Source organism: Enterococcus sp. AMC1252, assembly GCF_058216515.1.
In genome coordinates, this window is record NZ_CM177097.1 from 1,726,472 (window position 1) to 1,746,724 (window position 20,253).

Below are 20,253 nucleotides of genomic sequence, written 5' to 3' on the forward strand. Positions count from 1 at the left end.
AACAAAAACGAATGATCGATCGTTATACACGACCTGAAATGGGTGCTATTTGGACAGATGAAAATCGTTACAATGCTTGGTTGGAAGTAGAAATTTTAGCTGATGAAGCCTGGGCTGAATTAGGGGATATACCGAAAGAGGATGTGCAAAAAATTCGCGAAAATGCATCATTTGATGTAGAGCGGATTTTAGAAATAGAAGCTGAGACTAGGCACGATGTGGTTGCATTTACTCGAGCTGTATCAGAGACTTTAGGTGAAGAACGCAAATGGGTTCACTATGGTTTAACAAGTACAGATGTAGTGGATACGGCGTACGGCTATTTATTGAAACAAGCAAATGATATTTTGCGAGACGACTTAAAAAAATTCACTGAAGTTATTGGTGAAAAAGCAAAAGAACATAAACATACAGTAATGATGGGACGTACCCATGGTGTTCATGCTGAGCCCACTACGTTTGGTTTGAAATTAGCATTATGGTATTCAGAAATGAAGCGAAATGTTGAACGCTTTGAACATGCAGCAAAAGGTGTAGAAGCTGGAAAAATCAGTGGGGCAGTAGGCACTTTTGCGAATATTTCACCTTTTGTTGAGGAATATGTTTGTGATCATTTGGGGATTCGTGCCCAAGAAATTTCTACGCAAGTATTGCCGCGCGATTTACACGCTGAATATTTATCAGCAATGGCCTTGGTTGCGACTAGTATCGAAAAGTTTGCGACTGAAATTCGTGGTTTGCAAAAGTCGGAAACTAGAGAAGTGGAAGAGTTCTTTGCTAAGGGGCAAAAAGGGTCTTCTGCGATGCCGCATAAACGAAATCCTATCGGTTCTGAAAATATGACGGGACTTGCCCGTGTCATTCGTGGGCATATGGTGACAGCTTATGAAAATGTGACATTGTGGCATGAACGCGATATTTCTCATTCATCAGCAGAACGAATCATTATCCCTGATACAACGATTTTACTAGATTATATGCTGAATCGTTTTTCAAATATTGTTAAGAATTTAACTGTATTCCCTGAAAATATGAAACGCAATATGGATGCAACTTACGGCTTGATTTATAGTCAGCGTGTTTTGTTGAAATTGATCGATCATGGGATGGCTAGAGAAGCCGCGTATGATTTAGTACAGCCAAAAACGGCCTACGCTTGGGATCACCAAACGGCGTTTAGACCGTTGCTTGAAGCAGATGAAAAAATCACATCCATTTTATCTAAAGAGGAATTAGATGATGCATTCGATTACAATTATCATTTAAAGAATGTAGATATTATTTTTGAACGTGTTGGTTTAGCTTAATAACGAAAAAAAGTAGTGAGTTCACGATTTAATGTGAGTTCACTACTTTTTTTGATCAGAGCATTTCGACATAACTATCAAAATACTGCTCTATAAAATAAGTTTGTTCGATGATTTCTTTTTCAGAGATCGATGTATTTTCAGGGATCACGACCCATTTTGTTTCAATGTCATTGTTTCTATGGATAACAGCTGTTACAATGCCGATAAATGTATTCACCTCTACAGAAGGAATAGACAAGATGTATGCATCTTGTTCTTCGCCATCACCGCCAATCACACCAGCGACATAACCATAGTTGATTGAATAGATTGTGCCAAAAGAATCTTTATATCCAACTGGTCTGTCGACAGTCACTTTTACTTTTAATTTTTCCATGTTGTATTCTCCTTTGTAGTCATAAAAAAAGACTAAAACCTTGTGAGTTTCAGTCGCAATTTTTTTCTATATAGTAATTTCTTGAAATGTACGCAATGCTATAGGTTTTGGTGCTTTTAATACAGAAAGCAAATAATCGATAAGAAGATACGTACATTCTTGTGAATTGAAATAAACATGTATACAGTATTTATTTTTGAAAAAATGTTGTTCATGAATCTGGTGTATCACTAATTCGTTGTTGAAACTATTCATATAGCGAAACGTTCGCTTACGTCTTTCTGAATGACGATGAACTGCTCGTCTTAGGTTTTTAAATGTGTAATAAGAACTATATTGATTTAATTTATGGACATCTTCTAATGCGAGTAAATCATTGTACAATTTTGTCCTTTCTTCAGGTGATAATCCTGCCAAAAAATCCTGAGCTAAACTGCTATAATCGCTAGTCATTCCTGTGTTCCCTCCTAAAAATCACCACTAATAGCAAATGAATAAAAGTGGAATTTCTACTATTCTACTTTTATTTAGCATACCACTTTTTCAAATAGTTGTAAATGCTTACAGGTTTTTTTATAGTGTTCTTAATCCATACGCTTAAAGACGAACGTTTTAAATAGTTTCAATGTTTAATGTTAATAAAAAGTTGACGGTTTATCATTGTCTTGTTAAACTTAAAATGAATAAAATACGAATTTAAAATAGAAATGTTTGGAAAATGTACGGAAAAGGATGTGGCATGTTTAGTGGGAAGTAGTTCGTTGTTATATGAAGGGAAAGCTAAAAAGTTGTTTAAAACAGATGATCCTGGTGTGTTAAGAGTGGCATACTTAGACCAAGCAACTGCACTAAATGGCGCTAAAAAAGATGTTGTTCAAGGAAAAGCAAACTTAAATAACCAGATTACGTCACTTATTTTTAAACAATTTAAGAAAAAAGGAATTCACAACCATTTTCTTAAAGAAATATCAAAAAACGAACAATTAGTAGAAGCACTTGAAATGATTCCTTTAGAAGTTGTCGTTAGAAATATTTCGGCAGGGAGCTTTGCAAAGCGCCTAGCTATCTCAGAAGGTGAGGTGCTTGATTTTCCAGTTTTAGAATTTTATTACAAAGATGATCAGCTTGACGATCCAATCATTAATGGTGACCATGTAAAGATTTTACAAATTGCGTCAGATCATGAAATCAAAAGGATAAAAGAAGAAGCTGGCAAGATAAATCAAGTATTGATTGAGTTGTTTAAGGAGATCGGTATTCGATTGATTGATTTTAAAATAGAGTTTGGACGAAGAGAAGATGGAACGATAATACTTGCTGATGAGATAACACCAGATACTTGTCGTCTATGGGATGAAAAAACAAATGATCATTTGGACAAAGATGTTTACCGAAGAGATTTAGGGGACTTAGTACCTGTGTATCAAGAAGTACTAGACCGTTTAAATCAAACATTTAATCAAGAAGGGGAGTAGCTTAGTATGTATAACGTAAAAGTGTATGTGACATATAAAGATTCTGTTTTAGATCCACAAGGTGAAGCAGTTAAAGGGGCTGTCCATCGGCTTGGATTTGAAGAAATTGAAGAAATTCGTATTGGAAAATATTTTGAAATTAAAGTAAAAGCAATTGATCGACCGATTGAAACTGTGATTGAAGAAATTTGTGACAAATTATTAGCTAACGTCAATATGGAGACCTATCGATATGAAATCGGAGAGGAAGTCTAAAATGAAATTTGCAGTACTTGTTTTTCCAGGATCAAATTGTGATATGGATTTGTTGTGGGCAGTCAAGGATGTTTTAGGTGTCGAGGCTGAGTATGTTTGGCATGATGCAGATAGTTTAGCTGGATTTGATGGTGTGTTGATACCAGGGGGATTTTCTTATGGTGATTATCTTAGATGTGGTGCAATTGCTCGTTTTTCAAAAATCATTAATGAAGTGATTCGTTTTGCGGATGAAGGGAAACCTGTGTTTGGCACATGTAATGGATTTCAAATATTAACAGAAGCGGGGCTTTTGCCAGGTGTGTTGCTTAGGAACAGCTCTCTTCATTTCGTTTGCAAAACTGTTCGTTTAAATGTGGTGAACAACCAAACGAATTTTACTTCAGAATATCAAAAAGATGAAGTGATTCAATTGCCAATAGCACATGGAGAAGGAAATTATTTTTGTGATGAAGAAACATTGGAACAATTAAAAGCGAATCAGCAAATTGTGTTTACGTATGCTGATGAAAATCCAAACGGTAGTTTAGAAAATATCGCTGGAATCGTCAATGAAAAAGGAAATGTACTAGGGATGATGCCGCATCCAGAGCGTGCAGTGGAAGCATTGTTAGGTTCTGATGATGGGTTGGTTTTCTTTAAATCGATCATTGAAAATTTCGGAAAGGTTAGGGGAAACGCATGATGAAAGTCAAAGAACCAACACCGCAAGAAATTAAAAGCCAGCGGATTTATTCTGAATGGGGCTTGACGGATGAAGAATATCGAATGATTGAAGAAGATATTTTAGGCCGTATGCCGAATTATACGGAAACAGGACTATTTTCTGTAATGTGGAGTGAGCATTGTTCCTATAAAAATTCAAAGCTGGTATTAAGAAAATTTCCCACTGAAGGACCGCAAGTCTTGCAAGGACCAGGTGAAGGCGCTGGAATCGTTGATATTGGTGATGGCCAAGCGGTTGTCTTTAAAGCAGAAAGTCATAATCATCCCTCTGCTGTCGAACCATATGAAGGAGCAGCTACAGGAGTTGGTGGAATCATTCGGGACATTTTTAGTATGGGGGCACGACCGATTGCTATTTTAGACTCATTACGTTTTGGTGAACTGACCAATGATCGAACAAAATACCTTTTAGAAGAAGTTGTAGCGGGAATCAGCGGCTATGGAAATTGTATTGGTATTCCAACGGTTGGTGGAGAAGTAGCATTCGATCCCTGTTATGAGGGCAATCCTTTAGTAAATGCAATGTGTGTCGGTTTGATTGACCATAAAGATATTCAAAAAGGGCAAGCAAAAGGGGTAGGAAATGCAATCATGTATGTCGGTGCGAAAACAGGACGTGACGGTATACATGGTGCGACTTTCGCTTCAGAAGAATTTGTTGAAGGAGAAGAGCAACAACGGTCAGCTGTTCAAGTAGGGGATCCATTTATGGAAAAATTATTACTTGAAGCGTGTTTGGAATTGATTTTAGAGCATTCAGATATTTTAGTTGGGATACAAGATATGGGCGCAGCTGGTTTAGTTTCGTCAAGTGCGGAAATGGCTTCTAAAGCAGGTTCTGGTCTGATTTTAGACCTGGATGATGTGCCCCAACGTGAATCAGGGATGACCCCATATGAAATGATGCTTTCAGAGTCTCAAGAACGGATGTTGATTTGTGTTGAAAAAGGCCATGAAGCAGAAGTTGTCGAACTGTTTCAAAAGTATGAGTTAGAAGCAGTGACGATCGGAAAAGTAACAGATGATGGCTTATATCGTTTATATCATAATGGGGTAGAGGTGGCTAACTTACCTGTAGACGCATTGGCAGAAGATGCTCCAGTTTATACTAAAGAATGTAAGGAGCCGGCAAGAATCAAAAAATTTGAATCATTGGCAGACTTTCAACCTGATATAAAAGATGGGACAGAAACTTTGTTGAGGCTGTTGCAACAACCCACGATTGCCTCAAAGAAAATGATTTATGAAACCTATGATTCTCAAGTGCGGACAAATACAGTGGTTTTACCTGGCAGTGACGCAGCCGTTTTACGAGTTCGTGGGACAAATAAAGCATTAGCAATGACGACGGATTGTAATGCTCGTTACCTGTACTTAAATCCAGAAATTGGCGGACAAATTGCCGTAGCAGAAGCTGCAAGAAATATTGTAGCGAGTGGCGGTCAACCATTAGCGATTACGGATTGTTTAAATTATGGATCACCAGACAAACCAGAAGTGTTCTGGGAGCTTTGGACTTCGGCTGATGGAATTGCTAAGGCTTGCGAAGTACTAGAGACACCTGTGATTTCTGGAAATGTTTCTTTATATAACGAAACAAACGGTCAGGCGGTTTATCCTACTCCAGTAATCGGAATGGTAGGATTAGTCAAAGATTTGTCAGATATTACAACACAAGATTTTAAAAATGTTGGCGATTTGATTTATGTAGTTGGTGAAACAAAAGCTGATTTTAATGGCAGTGAACTGCAAAAAATGAGCCTTGGTTTTATTGAAGGGAAATTAATGGGTTTTGATTTAGCTACTGAAAAGGAGAACCAGCAATTAGTATTAGCTGCGATTCAGTCAGGAATGGTCCAAAGTGCTCATGATTGCTCAGAAGGTGGATTAGGTGTGGCCCTAGCTGAATCTGTGTTTAAAAAAGGCTATGGTTTAGAGGTAAAGGCGAATATGCCTGTTTCATTCCTTTTTTCTGAAACACAGTCAAGATTTGTGCTATCAATCAAGTCAGAAAATCGTGATGTATTCGAAAAAATGCTGCACGGTAAAGGACAACTTATTGGGAAAGTAACGGATAATGGAACAATCAGTATTCAAGCAAGAGACCAAAAAATAGAGGTATTGACACAAACAGCCAAGGTGTTGTGGGAGGAAGCGATTCCATGTCTTATGAAGTGAAAAGTTTAAATGAAGAATGTGGTGTTTTCGGTATTTGGGGCCATCCTGATGCGGCTCGTGTAACCTATTTTGGTCTGCATAGTCTGCAACATAGAGGACAAGAAGGTGCTGGCATCGTATCAAACCAGAATGGAAAGTTAAATGGTTATCGAGGATTAGGTTTGCTTTCCGAAGTGTTTAAGGATGATCGTTCCTTAGCTTCTCTAAGCGGCAATTCAGCGATTGGTCATGTACGTTATGCAACCGCTGGAAATGGGAGTGTAGATAATATTCAGCCATTTTTATTCAAGTTTTATGATGGTGCATGTGGTTTAGCACACAATGGTAATTTAACGAATGCTAAAAGTTTGCGGAAAGAACTAGAACAGGACGGTGCGATTTTTCATTCCAATTCTGATACTGAAATTTTGATGCATTTGATTCGACGCAGTAAACAACCATCATTTATTGACCAACTTAAAGAAAGTTTGCAAACGGTCAAAGGTGGTTTTGCTTATCTGCTAATGACGGAAACCGCAATGATCGCAGCACTTGATCCTAATGCGTTTCGCCCGTTATCAATTGGGCAAATGAAAAATGGTGCATATGTGATTGCAAGTGAGACTTGTGCACTTGAAGTCATTGGCGCTTCTTTTGTTCGCGATGTAGGTCCTGGTGAAATGGTCATCATTAATGATACGGGATATAAAATTGAAAGGTACACGGAAGATACCCAATATGCAATTTGTTCAATGGAGTATATTTATTTTGCTCGGCCGGATTCGAATATCGCAGGCATAAATGTTCATAGAGCACGTAAAAACATGGGGAAACGATTAGCTGAGGAGTCACCAATCGAAGCAGATATGGTTGTTGGTGTGCCTAACTCTTCTCTATCAGCTGCTAGTGGGTATGCTGAAGCTAGCGGTATACCGTATGAAATGGGTTTAGTAAAAAATCAGTACATCGCTCGTACGTTTATTCAACCGACACAAGAATTGAGAGAACAAGGTGTTCGAATGAAACTTTCGGCAGTTCGTGGTGTAGTTGAGGGAAAAAGAGTAGTCATGGTAGATGACTCAATTGTGCGTGGAACAACAAGTCGTCGAATCGTACAATTACTCAAAGATGCAGGGGCTAAAGAAGTTCATGTGCGCATCGCATCGCCTCCACTGAGATTTCCTTGTTTTTATGGAATCGATATTCAAACAAGAAAAGAGTTGATTGCAGCGAATCATTCGGTTTCTGAAATCGAGCGCTTGATCACAGCTGATTCATTATGCTTTTTAAGTGAGCAGGGATTGATCGATGCGATCGGATTGAAGTATGATGCACCTTATTCAGGACTTTGTATGGCTTATTTTAATGGTGATTATCCAACGCCATTATACGATTATGCTGAAAAATACCAAGCATCTCTGCAAGAAAAAATTGGTTTTGCTTGATCTGATGAAGAGAAGTAAAAAAATCACTCGTTTATTAATAGAGTAGGAGGAACCAAAATGGTAAATGCCTATGCAAAAGCTGGTGTTGATGTTGAAGCAGGTTATGAGGTAGTCGAAAGAATCAAAAAGCACGTTAAACGGACAGAACGTGTTGGTGTGATGGGAGCACTTGGTGGTTTTGGAGGTTGTTTTGATTTAAGTACGGTGAACGTGAAGGAGCCTGTCTTGATATCAGGGACAGATGGGGTAGGAACAAAGCTAATGGTTGCGATTCAAGAAAATAAGCATGATACGATTGGGATCGATTGTGTTGCGATGTGCGTCAATGACATTATTGCGCAAGGGGCAGAACCTCTTTTCTTCTTGGATTATATTGCGACTGGCAAAAATAGGCCGGAACGGTTAGAACAAGTCGTTTCTGGTGTTGCGCAAGGCTGCTTACAGGCAGGTGCAGCACTGATTGGTGGCGAGACAGCCGAAATGCCCGGGATGTATGGTGAGGATGATTACGACCTAGCTGGGTTTGCAGTTGGCATTGCAGAGAAAAGTCAATTAGTTACAGGTGCCGATATTAGAGAAGGAGACGTTCTTCTTGGGTTGCCATCAAGTGGTATCCACTCAAACGGTTATTCACTAGTACGTAAAATTTTCTTTGAAACACACCAACTCACAGGGGAAAGCGTTATTCCAGAGCTAAATGAAAAAGCATTAGGAGATGAACTTCTGACGCCTACAAAAATTTATGTAAGGTCAATACTTCCACTAATAAAACAGGAATTAGTGAATGGTATGGCTCATATTACAGGTGGCGGTTTTGTAGAAAATATTCCTAGAATGCTTTCAAAAGAGTTATCAGCGGAGATTCAGCTAGGCAGTTGGCCGATATTGCCAATTTTTGCTTCATTGGAAAAATATGGTCAGATTCCAACAATGGAAATGTATGAGATTTTTAATATGGGAATTGGCATGGTTTTAGCTGTTTCGCCTGAAAAAGTTGCTAAGGTTCAAACCATTTTAAATGAACTAAATGAGCCTAGTTATATTATTGGTAAAATTACTGCAAAAGATGAGCATGCTGTTATTTTTAATGAGGTGTAAAAATGAAACTAGCGATATTTGCCTCAGGGAATGGGAGCAATTTTCAGGCGATTGCGCAAGCTGTTGCAGATGGAATGATCGATGCAGAGATTCCTTTGCTATTTTGTGATAAAAAAGAGGCTTATGTGGTGCAACGAGCAAAGGTTATGCAAATTCCAGTTATTTCATTTTCGCCGAAAGATTTTGCCTCAAAAGCAATGTATGAAGCAGAACTGCTTCATTTGCTTGAAGAAGAACAAATCGATCTAGTTGTTTTGGCTGGTTACATGAGAATTGTTGGTCCAACATTATTAGAAGTTTTTTCAAATCGTATAATCAATATCCATCCTTCATTATTGCCGGATTTTCCAGGTTTACATGGAATCGAGGATGCTTTTAATGCGAATGTAAGTGAAACTGGTGTAACGATCCACTACGTTGATGATGGAGTGGATACCGGTCCAATCATCGCTCAAGAAAAAGTAGTGATCGAATCCCACGACACGCTTGCTAGTTTAGAAGAGAAAATCCATAATGTAGAACATGAGTTATTTCCAAATATCTTAGCAAAAATTATTAAAACACAGCAAAGGGAGAATTGTTGATGACAAAAAAAAGAGCGTTGATCAGTGTTTCAGATAAAACGGGAGTGACCGCTTTTGCAAAAAGATTAGTAGAACTAGGAATTGAAATCATTTCGACAGGAGGAACAAAAGCTGAACTTGAAAAGCAAGGAATTCCGACGATTTCAATTGAAGAAGTAACTAATTTTCCTGAGATGATGGATGGTCGGGTAAAAACATTGCATCCTAAAATTCATGGTGGTTTATTAGGGCGACGTGATATAGGTAGTCACATGGAAGCAATGGAAACGCACGAAATTCAGCCAATCGATTTTGTCTGCGTAAATCTTTACCCTTTTAAGGAAACAATCTTGAAAGAAGATGTAACACAAGAGCAAGCAATTGAAAATATTGATATTGGCGGACCTAGCATGTTAAGAAGTGCGGCAAAGAACCATCAATCTGTGACAGTTGTTGTTGATCCTAAAGACTATGATCAAATTCTGAAGGAGCTTTCTAATAATGGGACGACGACCTTTGCAACAAGACAACGGTTAGCAGCAAAAGTTTTCCGTCACACAGCAGCGTATGATGCGTTGATTGGGGAATATTTGACGGAGATAGCGGGGGAAAAAGAACCTGAATCATTGACATTGACCTATGATCTAAAGCAAGTATTGCGTTATGGAGAAAATAGTCATCAACAAGCAGCGTTTTACCAAAATTCATTACCAGTACCGTTCTCGATTGCTAGTGCAAAACAGCTTCACGGTAAGGAATTGTCTTATAACAATATAAAAGATGCCGATGCAGCACTTCGGATTTCTAGAGAATTTGATCAGCCAACGGTTGTTGCAGTCAAACACATGAATCCTTGTGGTATCGGTAGCGGTGAAACAATTAACGAAGCCTATCAATCTGCTTATGAAGCAGACCCCGTCTCTATTTTCGGTGGAATCGTGGTCTTTAATCGTCAAGTTGACGAGCTAGTTGCTGAAAAAATGCATCAATTATTCCTTGAAATCATTATTGCGCCAAGTTTTTCAAAAGAAGCATTTCAGATATTGAGTAGCAAAAAAAATCTTCGCTTGATGACGTTAGATTTTTCTAAAAAAGACCAGGCGGTAGAAGATGAAAAAGTTTCGGTTTTAGGCGGCTTGCTTATTCAGAACCAAGACATTATTAAAGAAGAGTCAGAAAATTGGCAAGTTGTGACCAAAAGACAACCAACGAAAGAAGAACTACAGGCGCTAGAATTTGCTTGGAAAACGGTTAAACATGTTAAAAGTAATGCTATTGTTGTTGCAAATGCTCACCAAACATTAGGGATTGGTGCAGGTCAAATGAATCGTGTGGGTTCTGTAGAAATTGCACTCAAACAAGCTGGAGAAAAAATGAATGATGCGGTCTTGGCTAGCGATGCCTTTTTCCCAATGGGAGATAGTGTTGAATATGCTGGGAAACATGGTATTAAGGCAATTGTTCAGCCAGGTGGCAGTATCAAAGATCAAGAATCTATCGAAATGGCAGATAGATATGGAATTGCCATGGTGTTCACTGATATCAGACACTTTAGACATTAGAAGGAGAACTCAATGGGATTAACAGTTTTAGTTATTGGAAGCGGGGGCAGAGAACATGTCATTGCCCAAAAATTGATTCGAAGCGCTAAAGTAACAACTGTCTTTTGTGCCAAAGGAAACGCGGGTATGAAAAAAGATGGTATCCAATTGATTGATATTGCAGAAGATGATCATCCTGCTTTGATTAAGTTTGCCAAAGAAAATGCCGTCGACTGGACATTTGTTGGTCCCGAAACGCCATTGCTGAATGGGATTGTTGATGATTTTGAGGCGGCTGGTTTGCTCGCTTTTGGACCAGTCAAAGCTGCGGCAATCATTGAAGGATCGAAAGACTTTGCAAAAAAAATCATGAATAAATACGATATACCTACAGCAAGGCATCAAACATTTTTTGATTTTACAAAAGCCCGTGCTTATGTTATTGAAAAAGGTGCTCCGATTGTAATTAAAGCCGATGGACTCGCTGCTGGTAAAGGGGTTGTAGTAGCGCAAACAGTTGAAGAAGCAATTGAAGCGTTGGATGACATGCTTGAGAAAAGTAAATTTGGTTTAAGTGGTGCGAAGGTAGTTGTTGAGGACTTTTTAGAAGGAGAAGAGTTCTCTTTGTTAGCATTTGTTCGGGATCAAGAAGTTTATCCTATGGTGATTGCACAAGATCATAAACGAGCATATGAAGGAGATAGTGGTCCAAATACTGGGGGGATGGGTGCCTACAGCCCGGTACCTCAAATTTCTGATGAGATTGTCAAAGAAGCAATCGAAACGATCTTGACGCCAACAGTGCGTGGAATGGTAGCAGAAGGTAGGGCTTTTACAGGTGTTTTGTACGCTGGATTGATTGCGACTGATGGAGGTCCCAAAGTAATTGAATTTAATGCTCGGTTTGGTGACCCAGAAACCCAAGTTGTGCTGCAACGTTTAGAAAGTGATTTTGCTCAAGTCATTGATGACCTACTAAAAGGAAAAAATCCAGAGATTCGGTGGAAGCAAAGTGGCTACAATTTAGGTGTGGTAGTTGCAGCGAATGGATATCCTAGCGAGTATCAAAAAGAACAAGTTATTCCAGATTTTTCCAGCTTAGATACGGAACATGTTTATTATGCTGGCGTAAAAGAACAAAGAAATCAGCTAGTTTCAAATGGAGGCCGTGTGTATCTTGTTGAAGCAAGTGGGAAAACATTGAAAGAAGCTCAAGATGCTGTTTATAGTGTACTGGCATCTTTCGATACAGAAGGGACTTTTTATAGGGGAGATATTGGTTTTAAGGGAATCCAATAGAGGATAAGTCAGTTAAGAGTAATTTATACTTTTAACTGACTTATCTTTTATTTTTATATGGGTTCAATTTATTATGAGTATGTACTAGGTTAAATGATGAGTACTATTGACAAAAATATGATAATCTCAAATAGCGCTTCACACTGAAATTCTGTATGATATAATCATTTGGAAGGGGAGTTGACAAATGAAAAATAAAATACAAAGAGACGTAGCGTTTTCAATTACAGATGTAAAACAGTCTCCTATGACCATTTTTGAAGCAGCTGAGGAAACAAACGCGGGAGTTTATATTTATAATCGAAAAAAAATTGCTGGCGTAATGTTGACTGCTGAACAATATGAAACGTTGATTAAGAAACAATCAAATGAACAGAGTCAAGATGTAAAAATAACACAATTAAATCAGGCGATTCGTCAAAAAATTGCTTTTGGTTCACTAATTTCAACAAAGAATCTAGATGACCAAATGGTCTCGTTAGGTTTTATCACTAAAAAGATTGAATCTGAAGATTATGGCGATATGATGAATGAATTGAATGAAACGGGAAAAATCGAATATCAACTTCAGAGAAAAGAAGATCGAACAAATGTTTTAGCTGAAGTAATTGGGGAGCAGAGTAATCAATCTCATTTAACAGATAAATTGATCGTGAAAAAAATTCATCTTAGAGTAGGTTAGCATATTGATACTTAAATAAATTAGAAAAGAACAATAAAAATGACTAGAACACAAAGCACAAAGCTCTGTTCTAGTCATCAATGTTTATTAATCTTCAATCTCTAAATATTTTTTTAGGTAATCAGCTAGGCCGTCTTCATCATTTGTTTTTTCTGTAATGTCGTTGGCGACAGACTTGATTTGGTCAGTTGCATTTTTCATTGCAACACCCCAACCTACATATTCTAGCATTTCTTCGTCGTTATGTTCATCACCAAATGCAATGATATCTGAGCGTTTCACATCTAGGTATTTTGCAACTTGCTCGACGCCTTTAGCTTTTTGAATACCTTTAGAGACGATTTCTAAGATAGGCGTAGGGCCACCCCAGGTTCTAACGTCAACATAATCGCCATACTGTTTCATTAAAGAATCAGAAACGAGTGCGGCTTGATCTTTTGATGTACGAACCATCATCGAAGTTGGATCTGTGACTAAGTTTTTTGCAGTCAAAAGATTACTTGGTGTTGCCTCTGATGCAAAGAAACCCGAATCGAAGTAATCTAAACTATCGATGTAAAAGGTTTCTTTATTTTCTGCAGCGACAAAATCAAGGTTTAATGCTTTTTTTTGTGCTAAAATGTCAAAGACTAAGTCCCGTTTTATTCCTGTTTCTTTCTCATCGGCCCATTGTTTTTCAGGCATATGAACAAGAGCACCATTAAAATTGACCATCGGCGTAGCTAATCCTAATTGGCGATAAAACTGACCGCTCATTCGATAAGGACGACCAGTAACGATACTGACATAATGCCCGTGTTTCATAGCACTTTTCAAGGCTTTTTCAGTGGTTTCACTGATCAATGACTGTGCATTTAAAGTTGTACCATCTAAGTCGATTGCAATTAATTTTTTCAAAATCATTCCTCCCGGAAATTTTTCTTTAACTAAGTCTAGCATAAAATAGCAGAATGACAAGTTTTCAAGAAAATTTTAGAAAAAATTTTCTTTATGATACACTAAATTGAAAAGGATGGTGAAAAAATTGATTCAGATCTATCGTTGGACAATACGGATAGCGACTATCCTGTATTGTCTTTATATGTTATTTGTAGCCCAGATGTATCATTTCATGGCACTGAATGTGTTATTAGCCTATATTCCACTTGAAATTAGTTTTCATTTTAAGAAAGTGAATAATCAATTATTCTTATTACTAGTCTTCTTTTGGTTGATATTTTATCCAAATGCTCCTTATTTATTTACGGATTTTTTTCATTTAGAACGTTTACCCATCTATCGAGGAATGGATCAGATATTTGGACTGTCATTGTCAGGATGGTTGTCTTTTAGTTTTCTAACGGTGGGGATTTGTGTATATGGATTTTTAGGAATGGCGACACTATTTGCAACGCTTAATGAATGTTATAGAAGGAATAAATTAAATAAACGGTGGCAAGGAGTGTTATTTGTTTTTATTGTCAATTTCTTGTCAAGCTTAGCTGTTTTTGTTGGTCGGTTCGATCGTTTACATAGTGTTCATTTATTTACTAAACCTATACAAACATTACAACTCATTTTTTTTAGTTGGTCATGGGAGAAAATCATATTTATTCTTATGTATACAGCGATGCAGCTTATTTTATTAGCTGCTATCATGGGGTTAAAAGGTTTGAAACTAATGGATAAAGAAGAAATGCTATGTTGACATGGTGTGAGGAAATTGTTACTCTTTAACTAAGTGTGTTTGTAATCAATTGTGAAGGGGTTATAACTATGAAAAAGTGGCAAAGTTCTTTGTTAACTGCTTTATTTATTATTGGGGGAATTAGTAGCAGTGGAGTGAGGGGAAACAACACTGTTGAGGCGCAAACAAGTAATGGAGATAATAGCAAGACTCTTTCAGCAGAACAACAATCTACTGGGGAGCAAGTTCCTTTTCAAATTTTAGGGATCAATGACTTTCATGGAGCCCTGAATACTACGGGCTCTTTTTTTGATGACGAAGGGAATAAAGTTGGCAATGCTGGGACGGCTCCTTTACTTTCAGCATACTTGAATCGAGCACAAGAACAGTTTAAAGCCGAAAATAGTGGAGGGCAAACGTTACGTGTACAAGCAGGAGATATGGTTGGTGCAAGTCCAGCTAGCTCAGGATTACTTCAAGATGAGCCGACCATCAAAGTGTTGAATCAAATGGATTTCTCGGTGGGGACGCTAGGAAATCATGAATTTGATGAGGGACTCTATGAGTTTAACCGAATCATGCTTGGTGAGCAACCGACTGATGATTTACATGGTATTTTAAAGTCCTATCCAAGGGAAGCCTCAAAAACGCAAATTGTGATCGCCAATGTTGTTAACAAAGGCACAGAAGAAATTCCTTTTGGCTGGAAACCTTATACGATTAAAGAAGTGGGGACAGCGAATAATAAGGTAAAAGTTGGTTTCATTGGGGTAGTTACAACAGAAATCCCAAACTTAGTCCTAAAAGAACATTATGAAGCATATGATTTTTTAGATGAAGCGCAAACCATTGCTTACTATTCTAGTGAACTAAGAAAACAGGATGTGAATGCGATAGTCGTTTTAGCGCATATTCCTGCAACTAGCAAAACGGATAATGTTAATGGTGAAGCAGCTGATATTATCAAAGAAGTTAATAAGATTTTTCCTGATAACAGTGTAGATGCTTTTTTTGCAGGACATAATCATCAGTATACAAATGGTGTCGTTAATAAAACAAGAGTGGTACAATCGACGGCACAAGGAAAAGGTTACATTGATCTTCAAGGAACGCTTGATCCAAAAACCAAAGATTTTGTTGAGACACCTAAAGCGAAAGTATTACCAGTTGATCCAGCTGCAAAAGATGCACCTAAGATTGATGGACAAGTTGAGACAATCGTAAAAGATGCTGAAGAACGTGTAGCAAAAGTGACAAATAAAAAAATCGGAACGGCGAAGGAAAACGGCGCAATTACTCGAGAAGTCAATGAATCAAAAGAGTCCCCACTAGGGAACCTGATTACGGACGGTCAAGTTGCGATGGCTAAAGCCAAAGGAATTGAAGCGGATTTTGCTATGACCAACAATGGTGGTATTCGAGCTGATTTAGCAGTTGACGAAAATCGGAATATTACCTGGGGAGCAGCCCAAGCAGTACAGCCTTTTGGCAATATTTTGCAAGTGATCGAAATGACAGGTGCACAAGTTGAACAAGTCTTAAATGAGCAGTATGATGATGAGGAACGTTACTTTTTACAAATAGCTGGTCTGACATACACGTATGTCGCTACGGGAGATGAAGATCAACCATTTAAGGTTCACGATATGCGTAAAGTTGATGGGACACCGATTCAATCCAATCAAACTTATTCTGTTGTGATCAATGACTTTTTATTTGGTGGAGGTGATGGCTTCTCGGGATTTACTGAAGCAGTCTTAGTAAATGCGATTCAACCTGATACAGAGACATTTATTAGCTATATTGAAAGTAAAGAGGCTGCTGGAGAATTGATTGCAGCATCTGTTGAAAATCGTAAAAAATTAGTAGATCCAACAAATCCAGTCGAGCCTGATGTGCCCGTATCAAAAGAGGCTGAAGAGAAGATCAAAAAGGCGACGATTTTTGATCCATTGCATGAAGATGATGAACTTTTAAGAGGGGTTACATTACCGAATGCTACTATTGTACTTTATGTTGGAGAAATTCCTCAAGCAACTACAAGGTCATCTGAGCCAACAGAAGGAGATTTAGTTGGAAAAGCAGATTCAGAAGGTGTCATCAAAATCAACGTTATTTCACTAAATCTCAATGGGAAAAAGAAGTTGACTGCGGTCGTATTGGATGAAGAGAAAAATAAAGTTGTGTTTCCAATCGATGTTTTACCCAAGAAAGAAATTCCTTTGCAAACGTCAAACACAAAAGAGCTTTCTGAAACAACAGCAAAAAAGGAATTGCCAAAAACAGGTGAAAGAGAAGCAAGTTCTTACATGTTATTGGGTGCTATCCTAATCAATAGTAGTATGTTTGTTTTATTAAAACGAAAAGTTCTCTAAAAAATGCCTAGGACTCGTAAAAGTCAAACTTCGAGTGCTAGGCATTTTTTTAATACTTAAATCAGTGTGTCAAAAGATTAAAACACGAACATTATAAATAATTAATCTGATTAAAGTTAATAATTTGTTGAAATAAAAAATTCTCTACCTTATACTTTAAAAGTATTCATCAGAAAAACGAAACATGCACTTATTAAGTAAATTGAATTAAAGTATCCTGATGAAATTTTTTGGTAAAAAGGGAGAGAGACAATTTCATGGAAAAGTTTTTCAAATTAAAGGAAAACAAAACAACTGTTTCAACTGAAATGATGGCAGGGATAACAACATTTTTTGCAATGAGTTATATTTTATTCGTAAATCCGTCGATATTATCTCAAACAGGTATGCCGTTTCAAGCAGTATTTCTAGCGACGATCATTGCTTCAATCATTGGAACACTGATCATGGGACTTTTTGCGAATGTACCTTATGCGCAAGCTCCAGGTATGGGGTTAAATGCTTTTTTTACTTTTACAGTTGTATTTGGTTTGGGTTATACATGGCAGCAGGCATTAGCTATGGTATTTATTTGCGGATTGATCAATGTTTTGATCACTGTAACGAAAATTCGTAAATTGATTATTAAAGCTATACCAGAAAGCATGCAACATGCGATTGGTGGCGGTATTGGAATTTTTGTAGCGTATGTAGGGATTAAAAATGCAAAATTATTAGATTTTACAGTACAAGCAGAACCTAATAATGGTGTGGTTAATGGGAATAGCATTGTACCAGCGCTAGGGAACTTTAATAATCCAGAGATTATCTTAGCTGTGATTGGTTTAGTTTTGACGACAGTTTTGGTCGTTTTAAATGTTCGAGGAGCTATTTTAATCGGTATTGTAGTAACTACGGTTATTGCGATTCCGCTTGGAGTAGTAGATTTATCATCTATTAATTGGCAAGAAAATTCTCTAGGGAATTCTATTAGAGAATTAGGAACAACGTTTGGTGCTGCATTTGGTGCTGAAGGAATGCAATCACTATTTAGCGATGCCTCAAAAATTCCACAAGTTTTGATGACGGTCATTGCCTTTAGTTTATCTGATACATTTGATACAATCGGTACATTTATTGGAACAGGACGTCGTACAGGAATATTCTCTAAAGAAGACGAATTGGCTTTGGAAGATAGTAAGGGTTTTTCTACAAAAATGGACAAAGCGTTGTTTGCTGATGCGATTGCAACATCGATTGGTGCTGTTTTCGGTACATCAAATACAACGACTTATGTAGAAAGTGCTGCAGGAATCGGTGCAGGTGGTCGTACGGGTTTGACTTCTGTAGTAGTAGCTGCTTTGTTTGCATTGAGTAGTCTGTTTTCACCACTGATTGCAATCGTTCCAGCTCAAGCGACTGCGCCGGCATTGATATTAGTTGGAGTGATGATGTTAGCTTCGTTTAAAGATATTGAATGGACAAATCTAGAAGAGGCGATACCAGCATTTTTTGCTTCGATTTTCATGGGTTTATGTTATAGCATCTCATATGGGATTGCGGCAGGCTTTATTTTTTACGCAGTAGTCAAAATTGCAAAAGGTAAATTCAAAGAGATATCACCAATCTTATGGGTCGTTAATGCCTTATTTATATTAAACTTTATTATTTTGGCAATTCTATAGTCGATTATGAAGGATAAAGAGGTTGGGACAGAAGTGTTTAACTCCGAGAAATAAGAAGAAATTCACGAAAATTGTTTTTCAAATTTTTATGAATTTCAGCTTATTTACGAAGGAGTTGCTTCTGCGCCCACCGTTTATTCGGATTCTTTGAGGCTGGGATGTAACTCATAGAGTTATGATGTGCGCCCTAAAAGTTGTACGTAGATTAACCTGTCATTCGACTGGTATGAATTCGGTATTGAACCGGACTCATACCAGTCAATTTTGCTTTTATCCGATGATGATTGTAATAATCAATATAATTTGTAACTGCTCGTTTTAATTCCTCAAAGCTAGAAAAACTACGACCATAATACATTTCTTGTTTCATTAGACCAAAGAAATTTTCCATTAATGCATTGTCCAAACAATTTCCTTTTCTTGACATACTCTGGTATAGCCTTGCTTGCTTCAATTGTCTGACATACTGTTGATTTTGGTAATGCCACCCTTGATCGGAATGGATGGTTGTTCGAAAGTGGGTCTTTTTACTTTCTTTAATGGCTATTTTTAAAGGAATCAATACACAATCCAACGTTGGTTTTTGCTGAAATTGATAGGCAATGATTTCTCCATTAAAACCATCAAGAAAAGGACTGAGATACGCTTTTCTTTTTAGTTTAATTCCTTCGGAATTTCGTTCAGTATAGTGGAATTCTGAAATATCTGTAAAGATTTTTTGTTTTGGAATCCTGCTGGAAAAGCGGCGATTCATCTTGTTTTTAGCCAAGGTTCCCACTAAACCTTTGTAAGATCGATAACTTCTTGAACGACGAGTAAAGCTTATACATACTAAGTTATATTTCTTCATAATCCGTTGGATTTTCTTATGATTGATTTGATAGCCCATATTCAGTAAAGCCAGCTTGATTCGACGATAGCCATAATTGTGATCATTCTCTTCAAAAATTGTTTGGATCAGTTTCTCCAAGGGAGTCATTTTTTCTTCGCTTATTATCTGTTTTTTCCAGTAATTGAAGGTAGAACGCGGTAGCTTAATCGCTTGTAACACATGATCTTGACGGTACTTTCCAATAAGTTCTATGGCTATTCTGGTTTGAACTCGTCTTTTCGCTTCGCCATAATAGTCTGTTGGAAAGTCCGTAGCTTTTTTAAATACTCAACCTCGATTCGTAAACGTTCATTCTCACGTTCTAATTCTTTTTCACGAGATCGTTTGCTTGTTTTTTGCAGTTTTTTTGTTGGTTTGTTCATCTTTTTTTTTGGTCTCCCTTTTTGAGTAGACAGAGCAGTTTGACCACCAGCGATGTAGTTTTTTTGCCAACGAGAAATCATCGACCCACTAGGCAGCTTGAATTGTCTTGCTGCTTCACCGAAAGAAGCACCTGTCGTTTCTATAAAGTGTAATACATCTCGCTTAAATTCACTAGTATATTTTGTTGGTGAACGGTGTATTTTGAGCCCTTCTTTCCCAAATAATTGATAGGAGTGTTTCCAATTGTAAATTAAGGCATTTGATGGGAGTCCGTATTTTTTAGCCAACGCTCGTCCGCCCAGAGGGCCTTCTAAGTACTCTTTCACTAGCTTTAATTTGAATTCTACCTCATAATAACTCATAAAA

The 20,253-nt window shown here is 37.5% G+C and carries 19 protein-coding genes; 14 read left to right on the forward strand and 5 right to left on the reverse strand.

Going from position 1 to position 20,253, the window contains the following annotated elements; all coding sequences use genetic code 11:
* Positions 1 to 11: 11 nt before the first annotated feature.
* Positions 12 to 1,307 (forward strand): adenylosuccinate lyase, encoded by a 1,296-nt coding sequence (purB, locus tag AC4BB5_RS08180; protein ID WP_490458852.1) that lies wholly within the window; start codon positions 12 to 14, stop codon positions 1,305 to 1,307.
* A gap of 55 nt (positions 1,308 to 1,362) precedes the next feature.
* Here the strand turns inward: purB and AC4BB5_RS08185 are convergent, their stop codons facing one another.
* On the reverse strand, positions 1,363 to 1,686 hold the full coding sequence (locus tag AC4BB5_RS08185; RefSeq protein ID WP_490458853.1) for an inorganic pyrophosphatase: 324 nt from the start codon (positions 1,684 to 1,686) through the stop codon (positions 1,363 to 1,365).
* Between the two features lie 66 nt (positions 1,687 to 1,752).
* Positions 1,753 to 2,139 (reverse strand): hypothetical protein, encoded by a 387-nt coding sequence (locus AC4BB5_RS08190; protein ID WP_490458854.1) that lies wholly within the window; start codon positions 2,137 to 2,139, stop codon positions 1,753 to 1,755.
* Between the two features lie 254 nt (positions 2,140 to 2,393).
* Between AC4BB5_RS08190 and purC the strand changes: the two genes are divergently transcribed.
* The 10 genes from purC (at position 2,394) to AC4BB5_RS08240 (ending at position 12,927) form a co-directional block, all read left to right on the forward strand.
* Complete coding sequence (gene purC, locus AC4BB5_RS08195; RefSeq protein ID WP_490458855.1) at positions 2,394 to 3,161, forward strand: phosphoribosylaminoimidazolesuccinocarboxamide synthase; 768 nt, start codon at positions 2,394 to 2,396, stop codon at positions 3,159 to 3,161.
* A gap of 6 nt (positions 3,162 to 3,167) precedes the next feature.
* Positions 3,168 to 3,416, forward strand: coding sequence for a phosphoribosylformylglycinamidine synthase subunit PurS (gene purS / locus AC4BB5_RS08200; RefSeq protein ID WP_490458856.1), 249 nt, complete (start codon positions 3,168 to 3,170; stop codon positions 3,414 to 3,416).
* Position 3,417: 1 nt separating this feature from the next.
* Positions 3,418 to 4,101 carry a phosphoribosylformylglycinamidine synthase subunit PurQ gene (gene purQ / locus AC4BB5_RS08205; protein WP_490458857.1) on the forward strand — a complete coding sequence of 228 codons (684 nt, stop codon included), beginning with the start codon at positions 3,418 to 3,420 and terminating at the stop codon, positions 4,099 to 4,101.
* Positions 4,098 to 6,320, forward strand: a complete 2,223-nt coding sequence (purL, locus tag AC4BB5_RS08210; protein WP_490458858.1) for a phosphoribosylformylglycinamidine synthase subunit PurL — start codon at positions 4,098 to 4,100, stop codon at positions 6,318 to 6,320. The genes purQ and purL overlap by 4 nt, the downstream gene beginning before the upstream one ends.
* Positions 6,305 to 7,744 carry an amidophosphoribosyltransferase gene (gene purF / locus AC4BB5_RS08215; RefSeq protein ID WP_490458859.1) on the forward strand — a complete coding sequence of 480 codons (1,440 nt, stop codon included), beginning with the start codon at positions 6,305 to 6,307 and terminating at the stop codon, positions 7,742 to 7,744. The genes purL and purF overlap by 16 nt, the downstream gene beginning before the upstream one ends.
* A gap of 57 nt (positions 7,745 to 7,801) precedes the next feature.
* Positions 7,802 to 8,842, forward strand: coding sequence for a phosphoribosylformylglycinamidine cyclo-ligase (gene purM, locus AC4BB5_RS08220; protein ID WP_490458860.1), 1,041 nt, complete (start codon positions 7,802 to 7,804; stop codon positions 8,840 to 8,842).
* A gap of 2 nt (positions 8,843 to 8,844) precedes the next feature.
* Positions 8,845 to 9,426, forward strand: coding sequence for a phosphoribosylglycinamide formyltransferase (purN, locus tag AC4BB5_RS08225; RefSeq protein WP_490458861.1), 582 nt, complete (start codon positions 8,845 to 8,847; stop codon positions 9,424 to 9,426).
* Entirely contained in the window at positions 9,426 to 10,967 is a 1,542-nt protein-coding gene (purH, locus tag AC4BB5_RS08230; RefSeq protein WP_490458862.1) for a bifunctional phosphoribosylaminoimidazolecarboxamide formyltransferase/IMP cyclohydrolase, read from the forward strand. Before purN ends, purH begins: the two co-directional genes overlap by 1 nt.
* A 12-nt stretch (positions 10,968 to 10,979) precedes the next feature.
* On the forward strand, positions 10,980 to 12,245 hold the full coding sequence (gene purD / locus AC4BB5_RS08235; protein ID WP_490458863.1) for a phosphoribosylamine--glycine ligase: 1,266 nt from the start codon (positions 10,980 to 10,982) through the stop codon (positions 12,243 to 12,245).
* 187 nt (positions 12,246 to 12,432) lie between these two features.
* Positions 12,433 to 12,927: a type II toxin-antitoxin system Phd/YefM family antitoxin gene (locus tag AC4BB5_RS08240; RefSeq protein ID WP_490458864.1), complete on the forward strand. Its 495-nt coding sequence runs from the start codon at positions 12,433 to 12,435 to the stop codon at positions 12,925 to 12,927.
* Positions 12,928 to 13,014: 87 nt separating this feature from the next.
* Here the strand turns inward: AC4BB5_RS08240 and AC4BB5_RS08245 are convergent, their stop codons facing one another.
* Positions 13,015 to 13,824 carry a Cof-type HAD-IIB family hydrolase gene (locus tag AC4BB5_RS08245; protein ID WP_490458865.1) on the reverse strand — a complete coding sequence of 270 codons (810 nt, stop codon included), beginning with the start codon at positions 13,822 to 13,824 and terminating at the stop codon, positions 13,015 to 13,017.
* Between the two features lie 184 nt (positions 13,825 to 14,008).
* On the opposite strand from AC4BB5_RS08245, the gene AC4BB5_RS08250 reads away from it, so the two are divergent.
* The 3 genes from AC4BB5_RS08250 to AC4BB5_RS08260 all read left to right on the forward strand — a co-directional run bounded on the left by AC4BB5_RS08250 (position 14,009) and on the right by AC4BB5_RS08260 (position 18,632).
* Complete coding sequence (locus tag AC4BB5_RS08250) at positions 14,009 to 14,614, forward strand: DUF1361 domain-containing protein (protein ID WP_490459045.1); 606 nt, start codon at positions 14,009 to 14,011, stop codon at positions 14,612 to 14,614.
* A gap of 68 nt (positions 14,615 to 14,682) precedes the next feature.
* Positions 14,683 to 16,968: a 5'-nucleotidase C-terminal domain-containing protein gene (locus tag AC4BB5_RS08255; RefSeq protein ID WP_490458866.1), complete on the forward strand. Its 2,286-nt coding sequence runs from the start codon at positions 14,683 to 14,685 to the stop codon at positions 16,966 to 16,968.
* A 257-nt stretch (positions 16,969 to 17,225) separates the two neighbouring features.
* Positions 17,226 to 18,632: an NCS2 family permease gene (locus tag AC4BB5_RS08260; protein ID WP_490458867.1), complete on the forward strand. Its 1,407-nt coding sequence runs from the start codon at positions 17,226 to 17,228 to the stop codon at positions 18,630 to 18,632.
* A gap of 205 nt (positions 18,633 to 18,837) precedes the next feature.
* On the opposite strand, the gene AC4BB5_RS08265 is transcribed toward AC4BB5_RS08260, so the two are convergent.
* Positions 18,838 to 19,722 (reverse strand): IS3 family transposase, encoded by an 885-nt coding sequence (locus AC4BB5_RS08265; RefSeq protein WP_490459046.1) that lies wholly within the window; start codon positions 19,720 to 19,722, stop codon positions 18,838 to 18,840.
* Positions 19,719 to 20,249, reverse strand: a complete 531-nt coding sequence (locus tag AC4BB5_RS08270; RefSeq protein ID WP_490456441.1) for a transposase — start codon at positions 20,247 to 20,249, stop codon at positions 19,719 to 19,721. Before AC4BB5_RS08270 ends, AC4BB5_RS08265 begins: the two co-directional genes overlap by 4 nt.
* Positions 20,250 to 20,253 lie beyond the last annotated feature (4 nt).